At 70.0% G+C, this 19253-nt stretch carries 11 protein-coding genes and 2 pseudogenes; 6 read left to right on the top strand and 7 right to left on the bottom strand.

The window, feature by feature from the left end; translation table 11 throughout:
- Window positions 1-457: 457 nt before the first annotated feature.
- Window positions 458-1555 carry a LacI family DNA-binding transcriptional regulator gene (locus ABTZ99_RS06950; protein WP_499608893.1) on the bottom strand — a complete coding sequence of 366 codons (1098 nt, stop codon included), beginning with the start codon at window positions 1553-1555 and terminating at the stop codon, window positions 458-460.
- Between the two features lie 402 nt (window positions 1556-1957).
- Between ABTZ99_RS06950 and ABTZ99_RS06945 the strand changes: the two genes are divergently transcribed.
- A complete protein-coding gene (locus tag ABTZ99_RS06945; protein ID WP_499608891.1) occupies window positions 1958-4642 on the top strand; it encodes an RICIN domain-containing protein in 2685 nt (894 codons plus the stop codon).
- Window positions 4643-4816: 174 nt separating this feature from the next.
- Here ABTZ99_RS06945 and ABTZ99_RS06940 read toward each other — a convergent pair whose 3' ends face one another.
- Window positions 4817-5644, bottom strand: a complete 828-nt coding sequence (locus ABTZ99_RS06940; protein ID WP_499608889.1) for an SDR family oxidoreductase — start codon at window positions 5642-5644, stop codon at window positions 4817-4819.
- Between the two features lie 85 nt (window positions 5645-5729).
- Between ABTZ99_RS06940 and ABTZ99_RS06935 the strand changes: the two genes are divergently transcribed.
- Window positions 5730-6329 (top strand): TetR/AcrR family transcriptional regulator, encoded by a 600-nt coding sequence (locus ABTZ99_RS06935; protein ID WP_499608886.1) that lies wholly within the window; start codon window positions 5730-5732, stop codon window positions 6327-6329.
- A gap of 440 nt (window positions 6330-6769) precedes the next feature.
- The gene (locus ABTZ99_RS06930; protein WP_499608880.1) at window positions 6770-7768 is read left to right on the top strand and encodes a LacI family DNA-binding transcriptional regulator; all 999 of its coding nucleotides are present in this window, start codon (window positions 6770-6772) and stop codon (window positions 7766-7768) included.
- 10 nt (window positions 7769-7778) lie between these two features.
- Here ABTZ99_RS06930 and ABTZ99_RS06925 read toward each other — a convergent pair.
- From ABTZ99_RS06925 to rhaI, 5 genes and pseudogenes are all read right to left on the bottom strand, one after another.
- Window positions 7779-7871: pseudogene (locus ABTZ99_RS06925) on the bottom strand (LUD domain-containing protein); the annotation flags it as partial.
- Window positions 7850-8436 (bottom strand): annotated as a pseudogene (locus ABTZ99_RS06920) ((Fe-S)-binding protein); the annotation flags it as partial. The pseudogenes ABTZ99_RS06920 and ABTZ99_RS06925, both read right to left, overlap by 22 nt.
- Window positions 8433-9896, bottom strand: coding sequence for a rhamnulokinase (locus ABTZ99_RS06915; protein ID WP_499608878.1), 1464 nt, complete (start codon window positions 9894-9896; stop codon window positions 8433-8435). The gene ABTZ99_RS06915 and the pseudogene ABTZ99_RS06920, both read right to left, overlap by 4 nt.
- Window positions 9893-11923, bottom strand: coding sequence for a bifunctional aldolase/short-chain dehydrogenase (locus tag ABTZ99_RS06910; protein WP_499608876.1), 2031 nt, complete (start codon window positions 11921-11923; stop codon window positions 9893-9895). The genes ABTZ99_RS06915 and ABTZ99_RS06910 overlap by 4 nt, the downstream gene beginning before the upstream one ends.
- A 5-nt stretch (window positions 11924-11928) precedes the next feature.
- Window positions 11929-13089, bottom strand: a complete 1161-nt coding sequence (gene rhaI, locus ABTZ99_RS06905; RefSeq protein WP_499608873.1) for an L-rhamnose isomerase — start codon at window positions 13087-13089, stop codon at window positions 11929-11931.
- Between the two features lie 146 nt (window positions 13090-13235).
- Here rhaI and ABTZ99_RS06900 point away from each other — a divergent pair, with 146 nt between their 5' ends.
- From ABTZ99_RS06900 to ABTZ99_RS06890, 3 genes are read left to right on the top strand one after another with little or no spacing between them, the layout of a single operon-like run.
- On the top strand, window positions 13236-14537 hold the full coding sequence (locus ABTZ99_RS06900; protein WP_499608871.1) for an MFS transporter: 1302 nt from the start codon (window positions 13236-13238) through the stop codon (window positions 14535-14537).
- Between the two features lie 10 nt (window positions 14538-14547).
- The gene (locus ABTZ99_RS06895) at window positions 14548-17037 is read left to right on the top strand and encodes a glycoside hydrolase family 78 protein (RefSeq protein ID WP_499608868.1); all 2490 of its coding nucleotides are present in this window, start codon (window positions 14548-14550) and stop codon (window positions 17035-17037) included.
- Window positions 17037-19253, top strand: coding sequence for a glycoside hydrolase family 3 C-terminal domain-containing protein (locus ABTZ99_RS06890; RefSeq protein ID WP_499608861.1), 2217 nt, complete (start codon window positions 17037-17039; stop codon window positions 19251-19253). Before ABTZ99_RS06895 ends, ABTZ99_RS06890 begins: the two co-directional genes overlap by 1 nt.

Below are 19253 nucleotides of genomic sequence, written 5' to 3'. Positions count from 1 at the left end.
AGCGGTACCCCACCCATTCCTGTGCTACTCGCCGCCCCGCGACCAAGGTGTCCGCCGCTGTCAGACGGCAGTCCTCCGGTAGCCACGAGGCCAAGGCGGCGGCGGACGGCGCCATGGGTTTCTCCGTGCCCGGTCGATCCCGGCCCACCGAAAGCAGCGCGTGGTAGAGCCGAGCAGCGGGCTGGACCTCGGGGAGCCCCAGTTCCCGTGCGTAGACGGCCGCCTTGGTGGGGATGTCCGCCCTGAGCGACGTGCTGCTCGCCGTCGCCGCCGTGTTCCATCGGCGAGGCCGACGCAGGTGAGCAGGACCGGCTCGATCAACAGGTCAATAGCCACGCCAGCACCACTGGGCGGCATCACTCCCGAGGCGGGGCGGAGGAGTGCTCTCACCGATGCTGAGAACGCTGACGCGTGATCGGGGGTGACGTGCCGCCGTAGGTGGACAGATTGACGCTGGTCAGGGCTGGGTGTATGGGACTTCGCTGCCGGCGGGCTGACCGTACGGGACACCGTAGGCCTGGGGGATCGCTCGGCGGCCACGTCCCGGGATCGGCCGGGGCGGTGGTGGCGCCGTCGAGGCGCGGACGACGAGCTCGACCGGTTGGTCGGCCGCCGGTGGAAGCTCGACGTCCGGCTTCTCGATGACCTGTACCAGCAGCGCGAGGCCCCGCCGCGTGACCTCGTCGAACGGCTGCCGCATGGTGGTGAGCGGGGGAGTGACGTAGGCGGCGAGCGGGATGTCGTCGAACCCGACGACGCTGATGTCCTCGGGCACCCGGCGTCCGGCCTCGAGCAGCGCGCGGATGAGACCGATCGCCATGTCGTCGTTCGCGGCGAACACCGCGGTCACGGTGCCGTCACCGGCCAGTTCCCGGCCCGCCGCGTAGCCGGACGCGGCCGACCAGTCGCCCTCGACGACCGGCGGCTCGTCCGCACTGTGGGCTCGCAGCGCCTCGCGCCAACCGGCGAGACGGTCCCGTGCCGAATACCACCGCTGCGGGCCGGCCAGGTGATGGACGGTCTCATGCCCCAATCCCAGCAGGTGCTCGGTCGCGGCCCGCGCGAACCGACCCGCGCCGACCCTGGCGGTCACCACCTGCGGCGCGGCGAAGTTGGGCGGCGCGCCGAGGACCAGGACCGGCACGTCGACGCTGATGAGGCCGACGCCCTCGTCGATCGGCTCGGAGATGACGACCCCGTCCACGCCCTGGTCCAGCAGCGACGCCAGGGCGCCCGCGATACCGCCCGGGTCGCCCTCGATCGTGGCGGCCACCCGCAGCGTGTAGCCCATCTCCCGGACCGCTCGCTCGATGCCCGCGAGCCACGACACCGGTCCGTATAAGGCGCTGCCCAGCGTCACCACGCCGATCGACCGGGTCCGCCCGGAGGCCAGCGCCCGAGCCGCCTGGTTGCGCCGGTAGCCGAGCTCCTCGGCGGCGTCCAGGACCCGCTGGCGCAGGCCGGGCGAGACATACGGCTCGTCGTTGAGGACCCTGGACACCGTCTTCTGGGAGACGCCGGCCAGCCGCGCGACGTCCACGCTGCGTGGCGTCAAAGGACTTCCGCCAGGCCTCGCCAGTCGCGTCATAGCACCCTCATCGCCGGCCACAGCCCCGTTTGACTGCGCTATCATGTTTACGCAGTCAGACGCTCGCTGTCAAGAGCCCCGAGAGCGCACACCGAAACGCTCGATTCCCCAAGGCCCTGTATGGCGTCCATTCGTCGTAAGCCATAGCATGTGCCGCTTGACACCACGAGTCGACCCTGCTTATCGTTCTGTATCGAACCGGTTCGCGCACAGGATTGCTTACCGACCAATGTCCTGTTTCGCAGGCATGACGCCGGTAACTGGGTTAATAGTCGACTTCTTCGTTTCGGCGGGCCCGGCGGGTAGTGACGAGGGGTCCGGTGATCGGTGTATCCCCGTAGACGCGACACCCGCGAAAGGGATTTCTTGATGCGCCAGAACAGACCTCGCACGCTATCCCAGCGCTTCGCCCGCGCAGCGCTGGCCGGCGCCGTACTCTTCGCGGCCATCGGCACGGTACAACCCGCCGCCGCAGAACAACCCGCCGTCGCGGCACAGTCGGCCGTCACGGCCGCGGCGGCCGCGGCCGCCGGCACCGTCGCGATCGCCTCGGTCGACCTGGCCGGGACGTGGAGCTTCACCCCAGCGGGCCGGGGGACGACGTCGATCACCGTGCCCGGCGGCGGCTGGTACAAGCAGGGCTTCACCGACGTGAACGAGGCGGTGTACTCGCGCACCATCACCGTGCCGGACTCGGGTCAGCCGCAGTCGACGTGGATCGAGTTCGGCGCCGTCAATCACCAGGCGACGCTGTCGGTCGACGGCCGCGTGGTCGCCACCCAGACGACGGCGTTCACCCCGTCGAACTTCGACATCAGCGCATACGCGGCGCCTGGCACCACCCACACGATCACGGTGAACGTGAAGGGCCGCGGAGCGCTGAAGGCGTCCAATGGCCGGTACCTGGTGCCCGACGCCGCCACGTGGTCCGAGGCGATCCCGCAGGGGATCTTCGGGTCCGCGTTCCTGCGGGTGTACCCGGCGGTGTACGTCAGCGACACCTTCGTGCGTACGTCGGTGGCGAACAAGACGTTGAGCTACGACGTGTCGGTGCGTAACACGTCGGGCAGTTCCCGGTCGGTGACGTTGACCGGGTCGCTGTCGTCCACCAATGGAACGGCTTTCAGCTACCCGGAACTGCCCAGCCGTACGGTGACCGTGGCGGCCGGCTCGACCGTGACCGTGACCGTCGGGCCGGTCGCGTGGAACCTCGACAGCACCTCGTACTGGTGGCCCAACGTGCCGTACCGGTCGGGGTACCGGGCGCAGCTGCACGGGCTGACGGTGCATGCGGTCGCCGATGACGGGCGCACCAGCGACGCCACGTACCGGTTCGGGTTCCGGGAGGCCACCCAGAACGGTGACTACTACTACCTCAACGGCGTGCGCGTGAACTTCCGCGGCGACAACCTCCAGGGTGCCGACTACGACCGGGTCAACTACGGCGGCAAGGGCGACGCGTACCACACCCTGCCCGGCTTCCTGCCCCCGTCGCCCGGCAACGGCGGCTGGCCCCAGGCGGTGGACAACTACCAGCGGCTGAACTTCAACGTGGTGCGCATCCACCAAGAGCCCGCGAGCCCGTACATGTTGGATGTCGCCGACGAGATGGGTTTGATGGTCATCGGCGAGGTCGCGATTCGCGGCTCCCAATCCTCGCAGGAGTGGAGGGAGACCGTCGGGCGCAACAACATGATCAACCACGCTCGTGCGCTGGTCCTGCGCGACCGCAACCACCCCGCGGTCATCCGCTGGAGTCAGAACAACGAGCCGAACCAGAGCGGCCAGGATTCCGAACAGTTCGAGAAGGACTTGTACGCGGCGATGAACGGCGCCGACGGCACCCGGCCGATCATCGTCGAGGTGGGCGTCGGCAACAATGTCAGCCTGTATCCCGGGATGACGTACGCCAACTTCGCGGTGATCCCGCACTACGTCGACGGTTTCGGCAGGTACGGGGAGGGCCTGATCACCGTGAATGGGCGGCCCGACGGCGAGGGCGAGTACATCTGGCCGGCATGCAACACCAAGCAGGGCTTCGAGTGGTTTGCCACGGCAACCCTGGCCAAGCGCGGCAAGGGCGCCACCGACCTGCGTCCGTACACGCTGCTGTCAGCTTGGGCCAGCGTCATCCCCGGCGTGCGCACCGGCGACTTCGTCCCGGAGGAGGGCGGTCGCCCTGTCTACGGCGCGGACAACCTCCCGGACCCCTGGAGCAACCCGCAGTTCCAGCGCGTGCAGGCGGCGTTCAACCCGGTGGCCGCGGTCGACCTCCCCTACTGGTCGGCCTCCGGCGTCTCGGACTCCAACGGCACCTTCCCACTGCCGCAGGCCGTGCCCAGCTACGCCCGGAACGCCACGGTCACCCGCAACATCACCGTCTTCAACGACGACTTCGCCGACACTTCGGTGGGCTTCACCTGGACGGCGCGGCTCGACGCGCCGGACGGCGCGGTCGTCGCGTCCGGAAGTACGACCCTGACCGTTCCGCTCGGCTCACGGGTCACCCAGCCGGTGTCCTTCACCACCCCCGCCACCGGCAACCGCGTGTACCTGCAGCTGTCGACCACGAAGTCCGGCAGGACCGTCTTCACCGACGCGGTCGAGTACTTCAACCTCAGCGGAGGCGGCGGAACCGGACCCGCACCGGGGACCTACCGCATCGTCAACCGCAACAGCGGCAAACCCCTCGCCATCGCCGGCAACTCCACCGCCGACGGTGCCAAGGCGATCCAGCAGAGCGGCACCGCCACGTGGACGATCAGCACCACGCAGGACGCCTACACCCTGCGCTACAACGCCTCCGGAAAGGTGCTCGACGTCAACGCCGGCAGCAGCACGGTCGGCCTGCAGCTGCAGCAGTGGTCGGCCAACGGCGGCACCAACCAGATGTGGTACCTGCGGCCCACCGGTGACGGCTACTTCACCATCGTCGCCCGTAACAGCGGACTGATGGCCGACGTGAACGGCGCGTCGACCAGTGACGGGGCTCAGGTCGTGCAGTGGACCAGCAACGGCGGCACCAACCAGCAGTGGCAGTTCGTACCCGCCTGACCAGTGACAGAGGTGAGTGTCAAGCCCGGCCGCTGGTAAACGGGCTGCCGATTGTCGCGCCGACTCGGGGGCAGGGGGTTTCTGCGCCCGAGTCGGCCGCGACCCGATCGCAGTGGGGCAGTAGTCACCGCGGGTCCGGCGTCGATCGGTCGAACGTCCCGACGGCACTGGAGATCAATGACCGTTGGCGGCAATGGCGACGTGCTTCCATTGCTCCCAGGTGTCCAACCGGGACTGGTACAGGCCTGGGATGATCATGGTGGGCATCGTGCCGAAGAAGGCCCGCAGGGGCGGCTGTTCGGCGTCGACGAGGTCCAGCAGGGCCGGTCCGGCGGCGGCCGGGTCACCGGTCAGCTCTGGCGGCGTCTGCTTGCCGCGTTCGACCATGGCCTGACGGATGGGGTCGTACTGGGGCTGCGGATCGGCGCGCACCGCGCTGGAGCCGGACCAGTCGGTGGCGAAGCCGCCGGGCTCGACGAGGGTGACTTTGATGCCGAACGGCGCGACCTCCTGGGCGAGTGATTCGCTCAAGCCCTCCAGGGCCCACTTCGAAGCGTGGTAGCCGCCGAGGTTGGGGAACGCGGCGACGCCGCCGACGGTGGAGATCTGCACGATGTGGCCGCTGCCCTGCTTTCGCAGCAACGGGAGGGCGGCCTGGGTGACGTGCAGGACGCCGAACAGGTTGACCTCGAGCTGGTCGCGCAACTGCTGCTCGGTGATCTCTTCGATGGCGCCGAAGAGGCCGTAGCCGGCGTTGTTGACCACGACGTCGAGGCGTCCGAAGTGAGCACCGGCCCGCTCGACCGTGGCGAAGACGTCGGCGCGGTCGGTGACGTCGAGCTGGAGCGGCAGGACTGCTTCGCCGAACTCGTCGACGAGGTCGTCGACGTCGCCGAGCTCCCGTACGGTCGCGGTCACCTTGTCACCGCGGCCCAGGGCCGCCCTGGCGAACTCCTTGCCGAACCCGCGCCCGGCGCCGGTGATGAACCAGATCTTGGTCATGAATGCCCTCCTCGATGACTGACGTCACCGTACGCCAAATCTGTCACTCGGTGTCAAGCATGGCGCGTGATGTTAGCCTTGGGGGGTGGAGTCACCGTCGCTGCGGGAGCGCACCCGCCTGGCCGTGCGCCAGCAGCTGCTCGACACGGCCCTCGCGCTGTTCCTCAAGCAGGGCTACGAGGCGACGACGGTGGACGAGATCGCCGCGGCGTCCGGCATGTCCAAGCGCAGCTTCTTCCGCTACTTCGGCAGCAAGGAAGACGTGATCCTCGGCAAGCACGAACGCCTGGGGGAACAGTTCGTCGACGCCCTGCGCGCTCGACCGCTCGACGAGCCGCTGTGGACGTCGCTGCGGCGGATGTTCGACGACGTCGTCGACTACATGGGGGATCCGGTGCAGGCCGCTGGCGCGGCGGAGCTTCAGCGGGTGATCAATGGTTCGGCGTCACTGCGCGCGGCGTACCTGGACCGGATGCTCGGGAACCAGTCCCGCATCGCCGACGCCGCCCGCGAACGAGCCCGCGAAGCGGGCCGCGGCTGGGATGACGCGGATCCGGCTCCGCTCGCGCTGGTGGGCGCGGCATTCGCCTGCCTTACCGCGGCGAACGCCTCAGCCGTGGCCGGCGGTGGGTCGTTGCACGAGGCCCTTGACCGGGCCATGGCCGCAGTCGGCCCACTCGCCTGAACCGTGAGCTGGTGAGATGTGAGGCAGGTGCTCAGCCGGCCGTGGAGGTCGGGATCTGCCGCGCCCGAGGGCTTTGACCGGCGCGGCGAGGTCCACTGCCCGCGGGCGTGGCAACCAGATCGGTTGGTCGACGCCGCGGGGTGAGAGCACGTCGAGGTAGTGGTGCGGGGTTCGGGGGCAGAGTGGTGCGCAGATGCCTCACCGCGGGCAGCGGGTGGCCGGGCTCGTCGACCCGGTTGATCACCACCGGTCCGGGCCGTCGGCTCGAGTGAACAGCGGGTAGTCGGTCTGTGGCGCGGCGGAGCCGCTTGAGGGCTTGCCGGGAACCGGAGCCTTTGTCGTCGAGGGGATCGTGTTCCCGTCGATCATCGCAAGGTCGGGCGAACGGCTGCTAACCTCGCCACTAGCACGTGCAAGCGGTCGTGCGGGGAGGGGTGTACGTGAGGGCCGGAGTGGGCAAGCGGGTGACGGCGGCGGACGTCGCGCGGTCCTTGGGGCTGTCCCGGGCCACGGTCGGCTTCGTGCTCAACGGGACGACCGGGCAGCGGATCTCCGAGGCGACCAGGGATCGGGTCCTGGCGGAGGCCGCTCGCCTGGGTTACCGCCCGCACAAGGCCGCCCAGGCGCTGCGCCGAGGAAGCAGCAGGCTGGTACTGCTGGTCATCCCGGACTGGCCGGTGGACTTCAGCGTGAGCAAGTGCGTCGAGGAAGCGTCGCACACACTGGAAGAGGCCGGGTACTCACTCGTCACCCAGACGCACCACCCCGTGGGAACGGCACGCCCGCTCTGGGAGCTGCTCGACCCCGAGGTGGTGGTGGGTTTCGCGCCGTTCACCCCGGAAGAGGTGGCGGCGATGCAGGGCTGTGGCATCACAAAGATCATCCCAGGGCCGGAGCCGCGCCCGTCGCCGCCCGATCCTCTCGGCCTCGACGACGGCCCCCGTCTGCAGGTCGAGCACCTGCACACGCGTGGCCACCAGCGCCTCGGCTTCGCCGCGACGACCGACGCGCGCGTGTCCGGCCTGGTCGCGTCCCGGCTGGGAGCGGCCCGGGAAGCCGCCGCGTCCCTGGGGCTGCCCCCGCTGGTCGTCCGACCCGTCGACGGCGCCCCGGACGCGGCCGGGCAGGCGGTCCAGGATTGGCTTCACGCGAACGTGACGGGCGTCGTCGCGTACAACGACGACAGCGCCGCCATGGTGATCGGCGCCGCCCTTCGCGGGGGCCTCGGCGTGCCCGCAGACCTCGCCGTCATCGGGCACGACGACAACCCGTACACCGCGTTGTTCGTCCCCTCCATCTCCAGCATCCGGATCGACTACGCCGGGCTCGGGCGACACCTGGCAGCGCTGGCGCTCCTGGCGGCCACCGGTCGACCGCTGCTCGACGGCGGTGTCGACGCCGCGACCGCGGTGGTCGCCCGGGAGTCCACGGGGGCCTGACCGACCAGGCGTCGACGACGATCACCCGCAGGCTCCTCGGCCCGTGCACACCTTCGACCTGGTCGAGTTCGATGTCGCTGGTCGCGCTCGATCCATTGATCCACGCCCCATGGCCACGGAGGTGTCGGCGTTCTTGAGGGCGAACGTGCCGCCGAACCCGCAGCATTCGTCCGCCGCGGGCAGCTCCGCCAGGTCGATCCCGCGGACCGCCCGCAGCAGGCGCAGCGGCCGGTCGCCCACGCGCAGCATCCGCGAGGAATGGCAGGTCGGGTGGTAGGTGACGCGGCGAGGAAAGTACGCACCGACGTCCTCGACGCCCAACACGTCGACAAGGAACTCGGACAGCTCGAACACCTTCCCCGACGATGCCGCGAGCCGCTCGTCACCGCCACGCCGAGCCACGATCCCGTGCTGGTGCCGCACCGATCCGGCGCACGAACCCGACGGCGTGACGATCGCGTCATACCGGTCGAACGCCTTGGCGAAGGTGCGCACGACGGTCACGGCTTCATCGGGTGACCGGTGTTGACCATCGGCTGGCCGCAGCACGTCTGGGCTCCCGGGAAACCCACCTCGACCCCGAACCGACGCAACGACCGGAGCACGGACTTGCCGGTCTCGGGGAACAGCGCGTCGTTGACGCAGGTGACCATGAGCGCGACCTTCACGGCACTCTCGTCTCTTCCCACAGTGCGGCCCGCGCCGAAGGGGTGTACCTGCGCACGGGGTGGCTGCTTCGGATCAACGCGCGCATCGTGGCCAGGTCCAGGAGTTCCACACCGAGGGCACGGGCCTGCACGACCACGTTGCCCAGCGCGGTCGCCTCGACCGGGCCCGCCACGACGGGGATCCCGCAGGCGTCCGCAGTCGACTGGCAGAGCAGTTCGTTGCGCGCACCTCCTCCCACGACGTGCACGACCTCGATCGGTCGGCCGGTCAGCTCGGCGGCCTTCCGCACCACCCGCCGGTATTCCAGCGCCAGGCTGTCCAGGACGCACCGCACGAGCTCCGCCCGGGTCACCGGGGGCTCCTGCCCGGTCTGCCGGCACGCGTTCGCAATCCTGGCGGGCATGTCCCCCGGCGGCAGGAACTCCGGCGCGTTGATGTCCACCACCGCGCGCAACGCCGGCACCTCGGCGGCTTGGGCGAGCAGGTTCGGCAGGTCCACCTCCTGCCCGTGGGCGCGCCAGGTCCGCACGCTCTCGGACAACACCCACAGTCCCATCACGTTGCGCAGGAAGCGGATCTTGCCGTCGACTCCCACCTCGTTGGTGAAGTTGGCCGCCCGCGCGGCATCGGACAGGACGGGCGCGTCGAGTTCGACTCCCACCAGCGACCAAGTGCCCGACGAGATGTAGGCGAAGTTCGTGCCCGGTTCCGCGGGCACGCCCACGACCGCCGACGCGGTGTCGTGCGACCCGACCGCGATCACCGGGAGCGTCGGCAGGCCGGACTCGTCCGCGACCTCCGGCAGTACCGGGCCGATCACGTCCCCGGCCGAGCGCAGCGGCGGGAACAGCCCGCGCGGCACACCCACCGCGTCGGCGAGCCCGCCGGCCCAGGCGCGGGCGCGCACGTCGTAGAGCTGGGTCGTCGACGCGTTCGTGTGTTCGGCGCCGATCTGCCCGGTCAGCCAGTAGGCGAGCAGGTCGGGCACCATCAGCATCGTCGCAGCGTGGCGAAGCCGTGGACCCTCGCGCTCGGACACCAGTTGGTACAGCGTGTTGAACGGGAGCCGCTGGAGCCCGGTGGTGGCGTAGAGATCGCGGTCCGGCACCACGCGGCGCACCTGGTCCAGGACGCCGTCGGTCCGGTCGTCCCGGTAGTGCACCGGATTGCCGAGCAACGTCCCGTCCGCGGCGAGCAAACCGTAGTCGACCGCCCAGGAGTCGATGCCGATCGCGTCGAGCGGGGCTTGGGCGTGGGCGGCCCGGAGCCCTTCCAGGGTTTGCGCGTAGAGGCCCAGGACGTCCCAGTGCAGCGTCGACCCCCGGCGGCCGGCCACGCGCACCGGCCCGTTCGGGAACCGGTGCGCTTCCTCCAGCACGAGTCGGCCCTCGCCGACGGTGCCCACCATGACCCGGCCGCTGGTGGCGCCCAGGTCGACGGCGGCGACGCGCACGGTCATCGCAGGAACCCCGCGGCGACGCCCGCGTCCACGGGGATGTGCAGGCCGGTGGTCAGGGCGAGGTCGCCGCCGGTCAGCGCGAAGACCGCGGCAGCGACGTGCTCGGGCAGCACCTCGCGCTTGAGGATGGTGCGCCGGGCGTAGAACTCGCCCAGCTTGTCCTCCGGCACGCCGTACACGGCGGCGCGCTGGGCTCCCCAGCCACTGGCGAAGATCCCGGAGCCCTGGACCACGCCGTCGGGGTTGACGCCGTTGACGCGGATGCCGTGCCCGCCCAGCTCGGCGGCCAGCAGGCGGACCTGGTGGGCCTGGCCGGCCTTCGCGGCGCCGTAGGCGACGTTGTTCGGCCCCGCGAACACCGAGTTCTTCGACGAGATGTAGACGATGTCGCCGCCGATGCCCTGCTCGACCATCGCCTTCGCCGCCGCCCTGGAGACCAGGAACGAGCCCTTGGCCATCACGTCGTGCTGGAGGTCCCAGTCGCGGTCGGTGGTCTCCAGCAGCGGCTTCGAGATCGACAGGCCGGCGTTGTTCACGACCAGGTCGAGCCCGCCGAACGCCAGCACGGTGGCGTCCACGGCCGCTTGCACGGCGTCGGTGTCGGTGACGTCCGCGGTGATCGCGACGGCGTGGTCCGTGGTACCGATCTCGGCGGCTGTCCGGGCCGCTGCCGCCGCGTCGAGGTCGGCGATCGCCACGCAGGCCCCCTCGGCGGCGAGCCTCAAGGCGATGGCCCGGCCGATGCCCGAGCCCGCCCCGGTGACCAGGGCGATCCGTCCGGCGAGGGGTTTCGGCTTCGGCATCCGCTGTAGCTTGGCTTCTTCCAGGGCCCAGTACTCGATGCGGAACTTCTCGCTCTCCGGGATGGGGGCGTAGGTCGATACGGCCTCGGCGCCCCGCATGACGTTGATGGCGTTGAGGTAGAACTCACCGGCCACGCGCGCGGTCTGCTTGTCGCGGCCGAAGGAGAACATGCCGACGCCGGGAACGAGCACGATCGCCGGATCGGCCCCGCGCATCCCAGGGGAGTCCGGCGTGGCGTGCCGCTCGTAGTAGGCGCGGTAGGAGTCGCGGTAGTCCGCGTGGAGCTCCTTGAGCCGCGCGATCACTTCCTCCAGCGGCGCGGTGCCCGGCAGATCCACCACCAGCGGACGGACCTTCGTGCGCAGGAAGTGGTCTGGGCACGAGGTGCCCAGTTCGGCGAGCGGTCCGAGCTTCTCCCGCGAGACGAAGTCGAGCACGGCCTCCGAGTCGGTGTAGTGCCCGACCATCCGCTGGTCGGTCGAGGCGAGTCCGCGGATCACCGGCGCGAGAGCCGCCGCACGAGTCCGGCGGTCGGTCTCGGGCAGGGCTTCGAAGCCGGGCACCACCGCGCCGAACGGTTCCGCGGAACCGCGCTCGGCCAGGAACTCCTCCGCGGTCCGGATGATCTCCAGCGAGTTCCGCTCGCACTCCTCGGACGTGGCGCCCCAGGCGGTGATGCCGTGGCCGCCGAGGATTACGCCGATGGCCTGGGGGTTGGCCGTCTTGACCGCGGCGATGTCCAACCCGAGCTGGAAACCGGGTCGCCGCCAGTCCACCCATACGACGCGGTCGCCGAAGCACTCCTTCGTCAGCGCCGGGCCGTCGGCCGCGGTGGCGAGCGCGATGCCGGAGTCCGGGTGCAGGTGGTCGACGTGGGCCGCGTCGACCAGGCCGTGCATGGCCGTGTCGATCGAGGGAGCCGCGCCACCCCTGCCGTGCAGGCAGTAGTCGAACGCGGCGACCATCTCGTCCTCGCGCTCGACCCCGGGATAGGTGTCGACGAGCGCACGCAGCCGGTCCAGCCGCAGCACCGCCAGTCCTGCCTCGGTCAACGTGCCGAGGTCGCCGCCGGATCCTTTGACCCACAGCAGTTCCGTGGGCGAGCCGGTCACCGGATCGGTCGTGACGCCCTTGGCCGAGGTGTTGCCGCCTGCGTAGTTGGTGTTGCGCGGGTCGGTGCCCAGCGCGTTGCTGCGCGCGACGAGCTGCTCGGGCACGGTCATGGCGGTCACGCTCCCCATCCGGCCTGAGCACCGCCGGCGCGGTCGGCCACGATCTTCCGCTGGTAGCCGCTGCGGTGGTAGGCCGCGACGGGGTCCGGGTCGAGCCCGGCGTCTTCCCGGAATTCGGCCAGCAACGGCCGGACGTCGGTGTTGTAGGCGTCCATCAGCACGGCGTTCGCCTCGAGGACATCACCTGCCCGCTGGGCGGCGCGCAGCGCGTCCCGGTCGACCAGCAGCGCTTTGGCCGTGGCCTCCTGGATGTTCATCACCGACCGGATGATCGCGGGGATCTTCGCCTCGATGTTGTGGCACTGGTCGAGCATGAAAGCGATGCCGGGGCCGAGCGCGTCACCCCGGACGATCTCGTACATGATCCGGAACAGCTGGAACGGGTCCGCGGCGCCGGCCATGAGGTCATCGTCGGCGTAGAAGCGGGAGTTGAAGTCGAACGCGCCGAGCTTCCCGGCCCGCAGCAGGAACGCCACGATGAACTCGATGTTCGTGCCGGGCGCGTGGTGGCCGGTGTCGATGCACACCGTCGCCTTGTCACCCAGCTCGACGCAGTGGGCGTAGGACGTTCCCCAGTCCGGCACGTCCGTGGCGTAGAACGCCGGTTCGAACAGCTTGTACTCCAGCAGGATGCGCTGATCGGGACCGAGCCGGTCGTAAGCCTCCCGCAACGCCGCCGCGAGCCGGTCCTGGCGGTCGCGCAGGTCGTCCTGGCCCGGGTAGTTGATGCCGTCGGAGAACCACAGCTTCAAATCGCGCGAACCCGTCTCGTCCATGATCGACACCGCGTCGACGAGATGGTCCGTGGCCTTGCGGCGGATCCTCGGGTCCGGGTTGGTCACCGAACCCAGCTTGTAGTCCTCGTCCTGGAACACGTTGGTGTTGATCGCGCCGATCCCGATGCCCAGGTCGCGCGCGTACCGGGACAGCGCGGCGTAGTCGTCCACGCGGTCCCATGGGATGTGCAACGCGACGGTCGGGGCCACGCCGGTGAACCGGTGCACCGTCGCCGCGTCGGCGATCTTCTCCTCCGGCGTGCGCGGCACGCCGGGTTGACCGAACACCTTGAACCGGGTGCCCGAGTTCGCGTACGCCCACGAGGGCGTCTCGATGCGCTGCTCGCGCAGAGCCTGTTTCACAGCCGACAGGTCAGGCACGTCGGTCGACCTCCGCAAGAGTTGGAACGTTTCAACGCAATTGATGCTTGCACGTGCTAGTTCAGCGAGATTAGCATCACCGCTCAACGCTCCGCTAGCACGTGCTAACAGCCTGGACCTCGAATATTGGACAACGGAGTCTGCCCATGATCGACAGCCAAGCGTCCGCCGTCCCGTCGCCTCCCGGAACCACCGCGCCCGCGCCGGGCGTCGAGTCACCGAAGGTCTCCGCCGGCTACATCTGGTTGATGGTGCTCGCCCAGTTCGGCGTCTTCATCGCGTTCATCACCCCGCTGGCGATCTCGTTGTCGGTCCGGCTCGCGCAGCTCGCGCCGGGACACGAGGAGTACCTCGGCTACATCACCGGCGTGGGTGCCGCGACGGTCGTCGTCACCGGCCCGATGCTCGGGGTGCTCAGCGACCGCACTCGCAGCCGACTGGGTCGCCGCCGGCCGTTCATGGTCGTCGGCACGCTGGTCGGGATCGTGTCGCTGGTGGTGATGGCGACCGCCCCGAGCGTCTTCGTGCTCGGGCTGGGCTGGGTCCTCGCCCAGCTGGGCTGGGGCCAGGCCCTCGGCGCCCTGACCAATTCGCAGGCCGACCGCCTGCCGGAGTCCCAGCGCGGCAAGGTCGCCGGTCTGGTGGGGTTCGGCACCCTCGTCGCACCGGCCGTCGGCGTCACGCTCGCTGGCGGCTTCGTGGGTGATCCGCTCCTGCTCTTCCTGGTGCCCGGCGCGATCGGCGCCGTTCTGGTGGCGCTGTTCGCCTCCTTGGTGCACGAGCCGGACAGCCGCGGTACGTCCTTCGGGGCTCCGCTGACGATCGGTGCCCTGGCGCGCAAGTACGTGTTCGACCCTCGCCGGTACCCGGACTACTCCTGGGCGTGGATCGGCCGCTTCCTGTTCTACTTCGGGCTGACGCTCAACACGACGTTCGTCGCGTTCTTCCTCGCCTCCCGACTGGGTGTCGGCGTGCAGGAGGTGGCGGGCACCATGGCCGCTCTGTCCGGGCTCGGTGTGCTCGCCACCTCCGCGGGAGCGCTCACCGGCGGGTTCCTCTCCGACCGGCTGCACAGGCGGCGCGCGTTCGTGCTCGCCGCGGGAGCCGTTTTCGCGCTCGGCGCGGTCGTGATGGCGCTCGCGTCGAGCCTGCCGGTGCTGTTCGCCGGGTCGCTGACCACGTCGATCGCGCTGGGCATGTTCTCGGCCGTCGACCAGGCGCTGGTGCTCGACGTCCTGCCGGAGCGGGACAGCGAGGCCGGCCGGTTCATGGGCATCATCGGTTTCGCGACCAGCGTGCCGCAGTCCGTGGCTCCCCTCGTCGCGCCGGTGTTCCTGGCCGTCGGTGCGACCACCACCGAGAAGAACTACGCCTTGCTGTTTTTCGTCGCCGCTGCCTGCACCGTCCTCAGTGGACTCGCGGTGCTGCGCGTCAGGTCCGTTCGCTGAGGAGTTGATCATGTCGCTCACCTGGCAGACCAGGTTCATCACGCCCGCGTCCACGTCCTGGGCGCAGCCCGGCGAGCCCGCCGCCTATTTCCGCCGCGAGTTCACCGTCGACGGGGCTCCCCGCCGCGCGACGCTGCACGTCACCGCGATCGGGGTGGTCGAAGCCCATCTCAACGGCGCCCGCGTGGGCGAGGACGTGCTGACGCCGGGCTGGACGTCCTACCGCCACCGGCTGGCGGTGAGCAGCTACGACGTCACCGACCGGGTCGTGGCCGGGGCCAACGCCCTGGGCGCCGTCGTCGGCGAGGGGTGGGCGATCGGCCGGCTCGGGTACGAGGGCCGGCGCAACCACTACGCCGACCGGCCGGGGCTGTTCCTCCAGCTCGACCTGGAGTACGACGACCGGGTCGACATCGTCGGCACGGACGAGTCGTTCACCGCCGGAACCGGCTCCGTTCTCGCCAACAGCCTCTACGACGGGGAAGAGCACGACGCGCGCCTCGAACCCGTCGGCTGGGACCGCCCCGGCTTCGACGACACCACGTGGGCACCGGTGGAACCCTTCGACTGGGACCTCGCCACTCTCACCACCACTGGGGCGCCGCCGATCCGCAGGACCGGGGAACTCACCCCGATCTCGATCCACCGCAACCGCGCCGGGAACCCGATCGTCGACTTCGGGCAGAACATCTCGGGCCGGGTCAGGCTGACCGTGCGCGGGCCGGCCGGGCAGACCGTGACGCTGCGGCACGCCGAGGTCCTGGTCGACGGCGAACTGAGCACCGAGACCTTGCGCACCGCCGCGTCAACCGACCGGTACACCTCGCGGGGTGGCGACGTCGAGACGTGGGAACCGCGATTCACCTTCCACGGCTTCCGCTACGTCGAGGTCGACGGCTATCCGGGCACGCTGACCGCCGACGACATCACCGCCGTCGTCGTCCACAGCGACATGCCCCGCACCGGCTGGTTCGAGTGCTCCGACGAACGGCTCAACCGACTGCACGCCAACGTCGTGTGGTCCATGCGGGACAACTTCATCGGCATCCCCACCGACTGCCCGCAACGCGACGAACGCCTGGGCTGGACGGGGGACATCAACGCCTTCGGCCCGACCGCGGCCTTCCTCTACGACGTGCGCGGGGTTCTCGGTTCGTGGCTGGCCGACCTCGCCGCCGAACACCGTGCGAAGGGCTACGTCCCCTGGGTGGTTCCCGACGTCCTGTCGACACCGTCGTCCCCCACCGCGCTGTGGAGCGACGTGGCGGTCAGCCTGCCGTGGACCCTCTACACCGAGTACGGCGACGTCGAGATCCTTCGGCGCAGCTACGAGTCCATGTCCGCGTTCATCCGCGACGTCGAGACGCGGCTGAACGAGAACGGTTTGTGGGACAAGGGCTTCCAGTTCGGGGACTGGCTGGACCCGGACGCTCCGATGGACAGCCCGGCCGGGGGGAAGACCGACCGCCACCTCGTGGCCTCGGCCTTCCTGTGCCGCACCACCGCCGAGATCACGAAGACCGCGCGCCTACTGGGCGAGACCGGCGACGTCGAGCACTTCGCGGCACTCGCGGACCGCGTGCGGACCGCCTTCCGCCACGAGTACGTCACCCCGGCCGGCCGCTTGGCCAACGAGTCCGCCACCGCGCTCGCCCTCGCGATCTGCTTCGGCATCCTCGACCAGGAGCAGGAGGTCAGGGCGGGCGGACAGTTGGCGGCGCTGGTCGCCAAGGCCGGCTACCGGATCTCCACCGGCTTCGCCGGGACCCCGTTCGTCACGGAGGCGCTCAGCCGAACCGGCCACCTGGACGCGGCCTACCTCCTGCTGCTGGAGACCGGCTGCCCGTCGTTCCTCTACCCGGTGACGATGGGGGCGACGACGATCTGGGAACGTTGGGACTCGATCCGGCCGGACGGCACGATCAACCCGTCCGGGATGACCTCGCTGAACCACTACGCGCTCGGCGCGGTCGCCGACTGGCTGCACAAGGTCGTCGGCGGCTTGTGCCCCGTCGAACCCGGCTACTCCAGGATGCGCATCGCACCGCGGCCGGGCGGCGATCTCACCCATGCGACCGTCACCCACGACACGGTGCACGGATCCGTGTCCGTCGCGTGGCGCATCAGCGAGAACCAGATGCGCCTCGACGTGCGGATCCCTGAGGGCACTACCGCGACCGTCGTGCTCCCGCTCCACCCGGACGAGCTGGTCGTCGAGATCGAGTCCGGTGCACACAGCTGGCAGTACGACGTCGCGGGCACAGCCCAGGACCGGTACACAATGGACACGCCGCTGCGGACCCTTGCCCAGGACCTCAAGGTGTGGCGGGCCGTCACCGAGGCGTTCGGCAAGCACTTCCCCGGCATTCCCCTCGACGCCTCCGCTCCGGAAGCGGCGAGCATCTCGCTCAACATCGTCCTCGACCACGTGCCCGGTGCATCGTCGGAACTCAAGGACGACCTCACCGCCGCCGTCGTCGGCTCGAAAGGAAACCGGTAATGCCCCATCATGACTCCGTCGACCTCACGTTGGAGCAGAAGGCGTCGCTGCTGTCCGGGCACGACTTCTGGTCCACCAAGGCGATCGACGCCGCCGGCGTGCCGTCCATGCTCTTGGTGGACGGTCCGCACGGTCTCCGCCACCAGGACGCCGCCGTCGACCACCTGGGCGTGCACGCCAGCCGACCGGCCACCTGCTTCCCGACCGCCGCCGCCGTGGGCAGCAGCTGGGACCCCGAGGTGGCCGCGGAGATCGGCGCCGCCATCGGCCGCGAGGCGCGCGCCGTCGGCGTCACCGTCAACCTCGGCCCCGGCGTGAACATCAAGCGGTCACCGCTGTGCGGCCGCAACTTCGAGTACTACTCCGAAGACCCGCTGCTGAGCGGCGTGCTGGGGGCCGCGCACGTGCGTGGTCTCCAGGAGCAGGGCGTGGGTGCCTCCGTCAAGCACTTCGCCGCCAACAACCAGGAGACCGACCGGATGCGGGTCAGCGCGGACGTCGACGAACGCACGCTGCGCGAGATCTACTTCCCGGCGTTCGAGAAGGTCGTCACCGAAGCCCACCCGGCCACGGTCATGTGCTCCTACAACCGCGTCAACGGCGTCCTCGCGTCGCAGAACCGCCGCCTGCTCACCGAGGTCCTGCGCGACGAGTGGGGTTTCGAGGGCGTGGTGGTGTCCGACTGGGGCGCGGTGGCCGACCGGGTCGCGGCGCTCGTCGCCGGCCTGGACCTGGAGATGCCGGGCACCGGCGGTACCACCGATGCCGAGATCGTGGCCGCGGTGCGCAGCGGTGAGCTGGACGAGGCGGTCGTCGATCGGAGCGTGCGACGCGTCGTGGAGCTGTCCAGGAGGGCTGCACCCGCGACAGGCAAGTTCGACGCCGACGCCCACCACTCGCTGGCGAAACGACTCGCCACCGAGTGTGCGGTACTGCTGAAGAACGACCAGGAGACCCTGCCGATCACGCCCGGTGCCACCGTCGCCGTCATCGGGGAGTTCGCCGCCGAGGCGCGCTTCCAAGGTGGCGGCAGCTCGCATGTGAACCCGACCCGCGTCGACACCGCGCTCGACGCGATCCGAGCGTTGAGCACACCCGTCAGCTACGCGCGCGGGCTCGATGACAACGCCGTGGAGACCGCCCGCGAGGCGGAGGTGACGGTCGTCTTCGCCGGGTTGAAGGAGTCCGACGAGTCCGAGGGCTACGACCGCGACACCATCGACCTGCCGTCGGACCAGGTGGACCTGATCCGGGCGGTCGCGGCGGTCAGCCGGCGGACCGTCGTCGTGCTGTCGCACGGCGGGGTCGTCACGCTCGAAGGCTGGCACGACGAGGTCGACGCCATCCTCGACGGCTGGTTGCTCGGCCAGGCCGGCGGCGCCGCCATCGCGGACCTGCTGTTCGGCCTCGCCAACCCCTCCGGCCACCTCGCCGAGACCATCCCGGCCCGCCTGCGGGACAACCCGAGCCACTTCAACTTCCCCGGCGAACAGGGGCACGTCCGCTACGGCGAAGGTGTGCTGGTCGGCTATCGCTACTACGAGACCGCCGAGGTCGGGGTCCGGTACCCGTTCGGTCACGGCCTGTCCTACACCACGTTCGAGACGCGCGACCTTTCCGTCACCACCACCGGCGACGACAGCGCGACGGTCTCGGTGACTGTGACGAACACCGGAGCCGTCGCGGGCAAGCACGTCGTCCAGGTCTACGTCTCCACCAGCGCGGGCCCGGTCCGTCGCCCCGCCCGCGAACTCCGCGCGTTCACCAAGATCGCACTGGAGCCGGGCGGGTCGCGCACGGTCGAGCTGCCGCTCGGCCGCCGCGCCTTCGCCTACTACGACATCAAGCTGAGCCAGTGGGTGGTCGCGCCCGGTGACTACACCATCCAAATCGGACAGAGCGCCGCCGATGTCGTGGCGCAGGAGCGGATCACCCTCGTCGGGGACGTGATCAAGCGCGAGCTGAGCCTGGACTCACCGGTCGAAGAGTGGTTCAGCCACCCGGTGGTCGGCCCGCTCATCACCCGCTCCCTCACCGAGGCCATGACCGAGGAACAGGCGCGGCAGGCCGCGGAGACCTCGTCGGACGCGCTGCGCATGGTCGCTTCACTGCCGATGAGCCAGTTCGCCCACTTCCTGACCCTCAGCGGGGCACACCTGCCCTCCGACGTCCTGGCCGACCTGGTCGAACTCAGCAAGACCGGAACGCACCAGTAG

The sequence above is a fragment of the Actinosynnema sp. NPDC002837 genome (assembly GCF_040295345.1).
In the GTDB taxonomy this organism is placed as follows: Bacteria; Actinomycetota; Actinomycetes; order Mycobacteriales; family Pseudonocardiaceae; genus Actinosynnema.
This window is presented reverse-complemented; position numbering and strand designations above follow the sequence as displayed.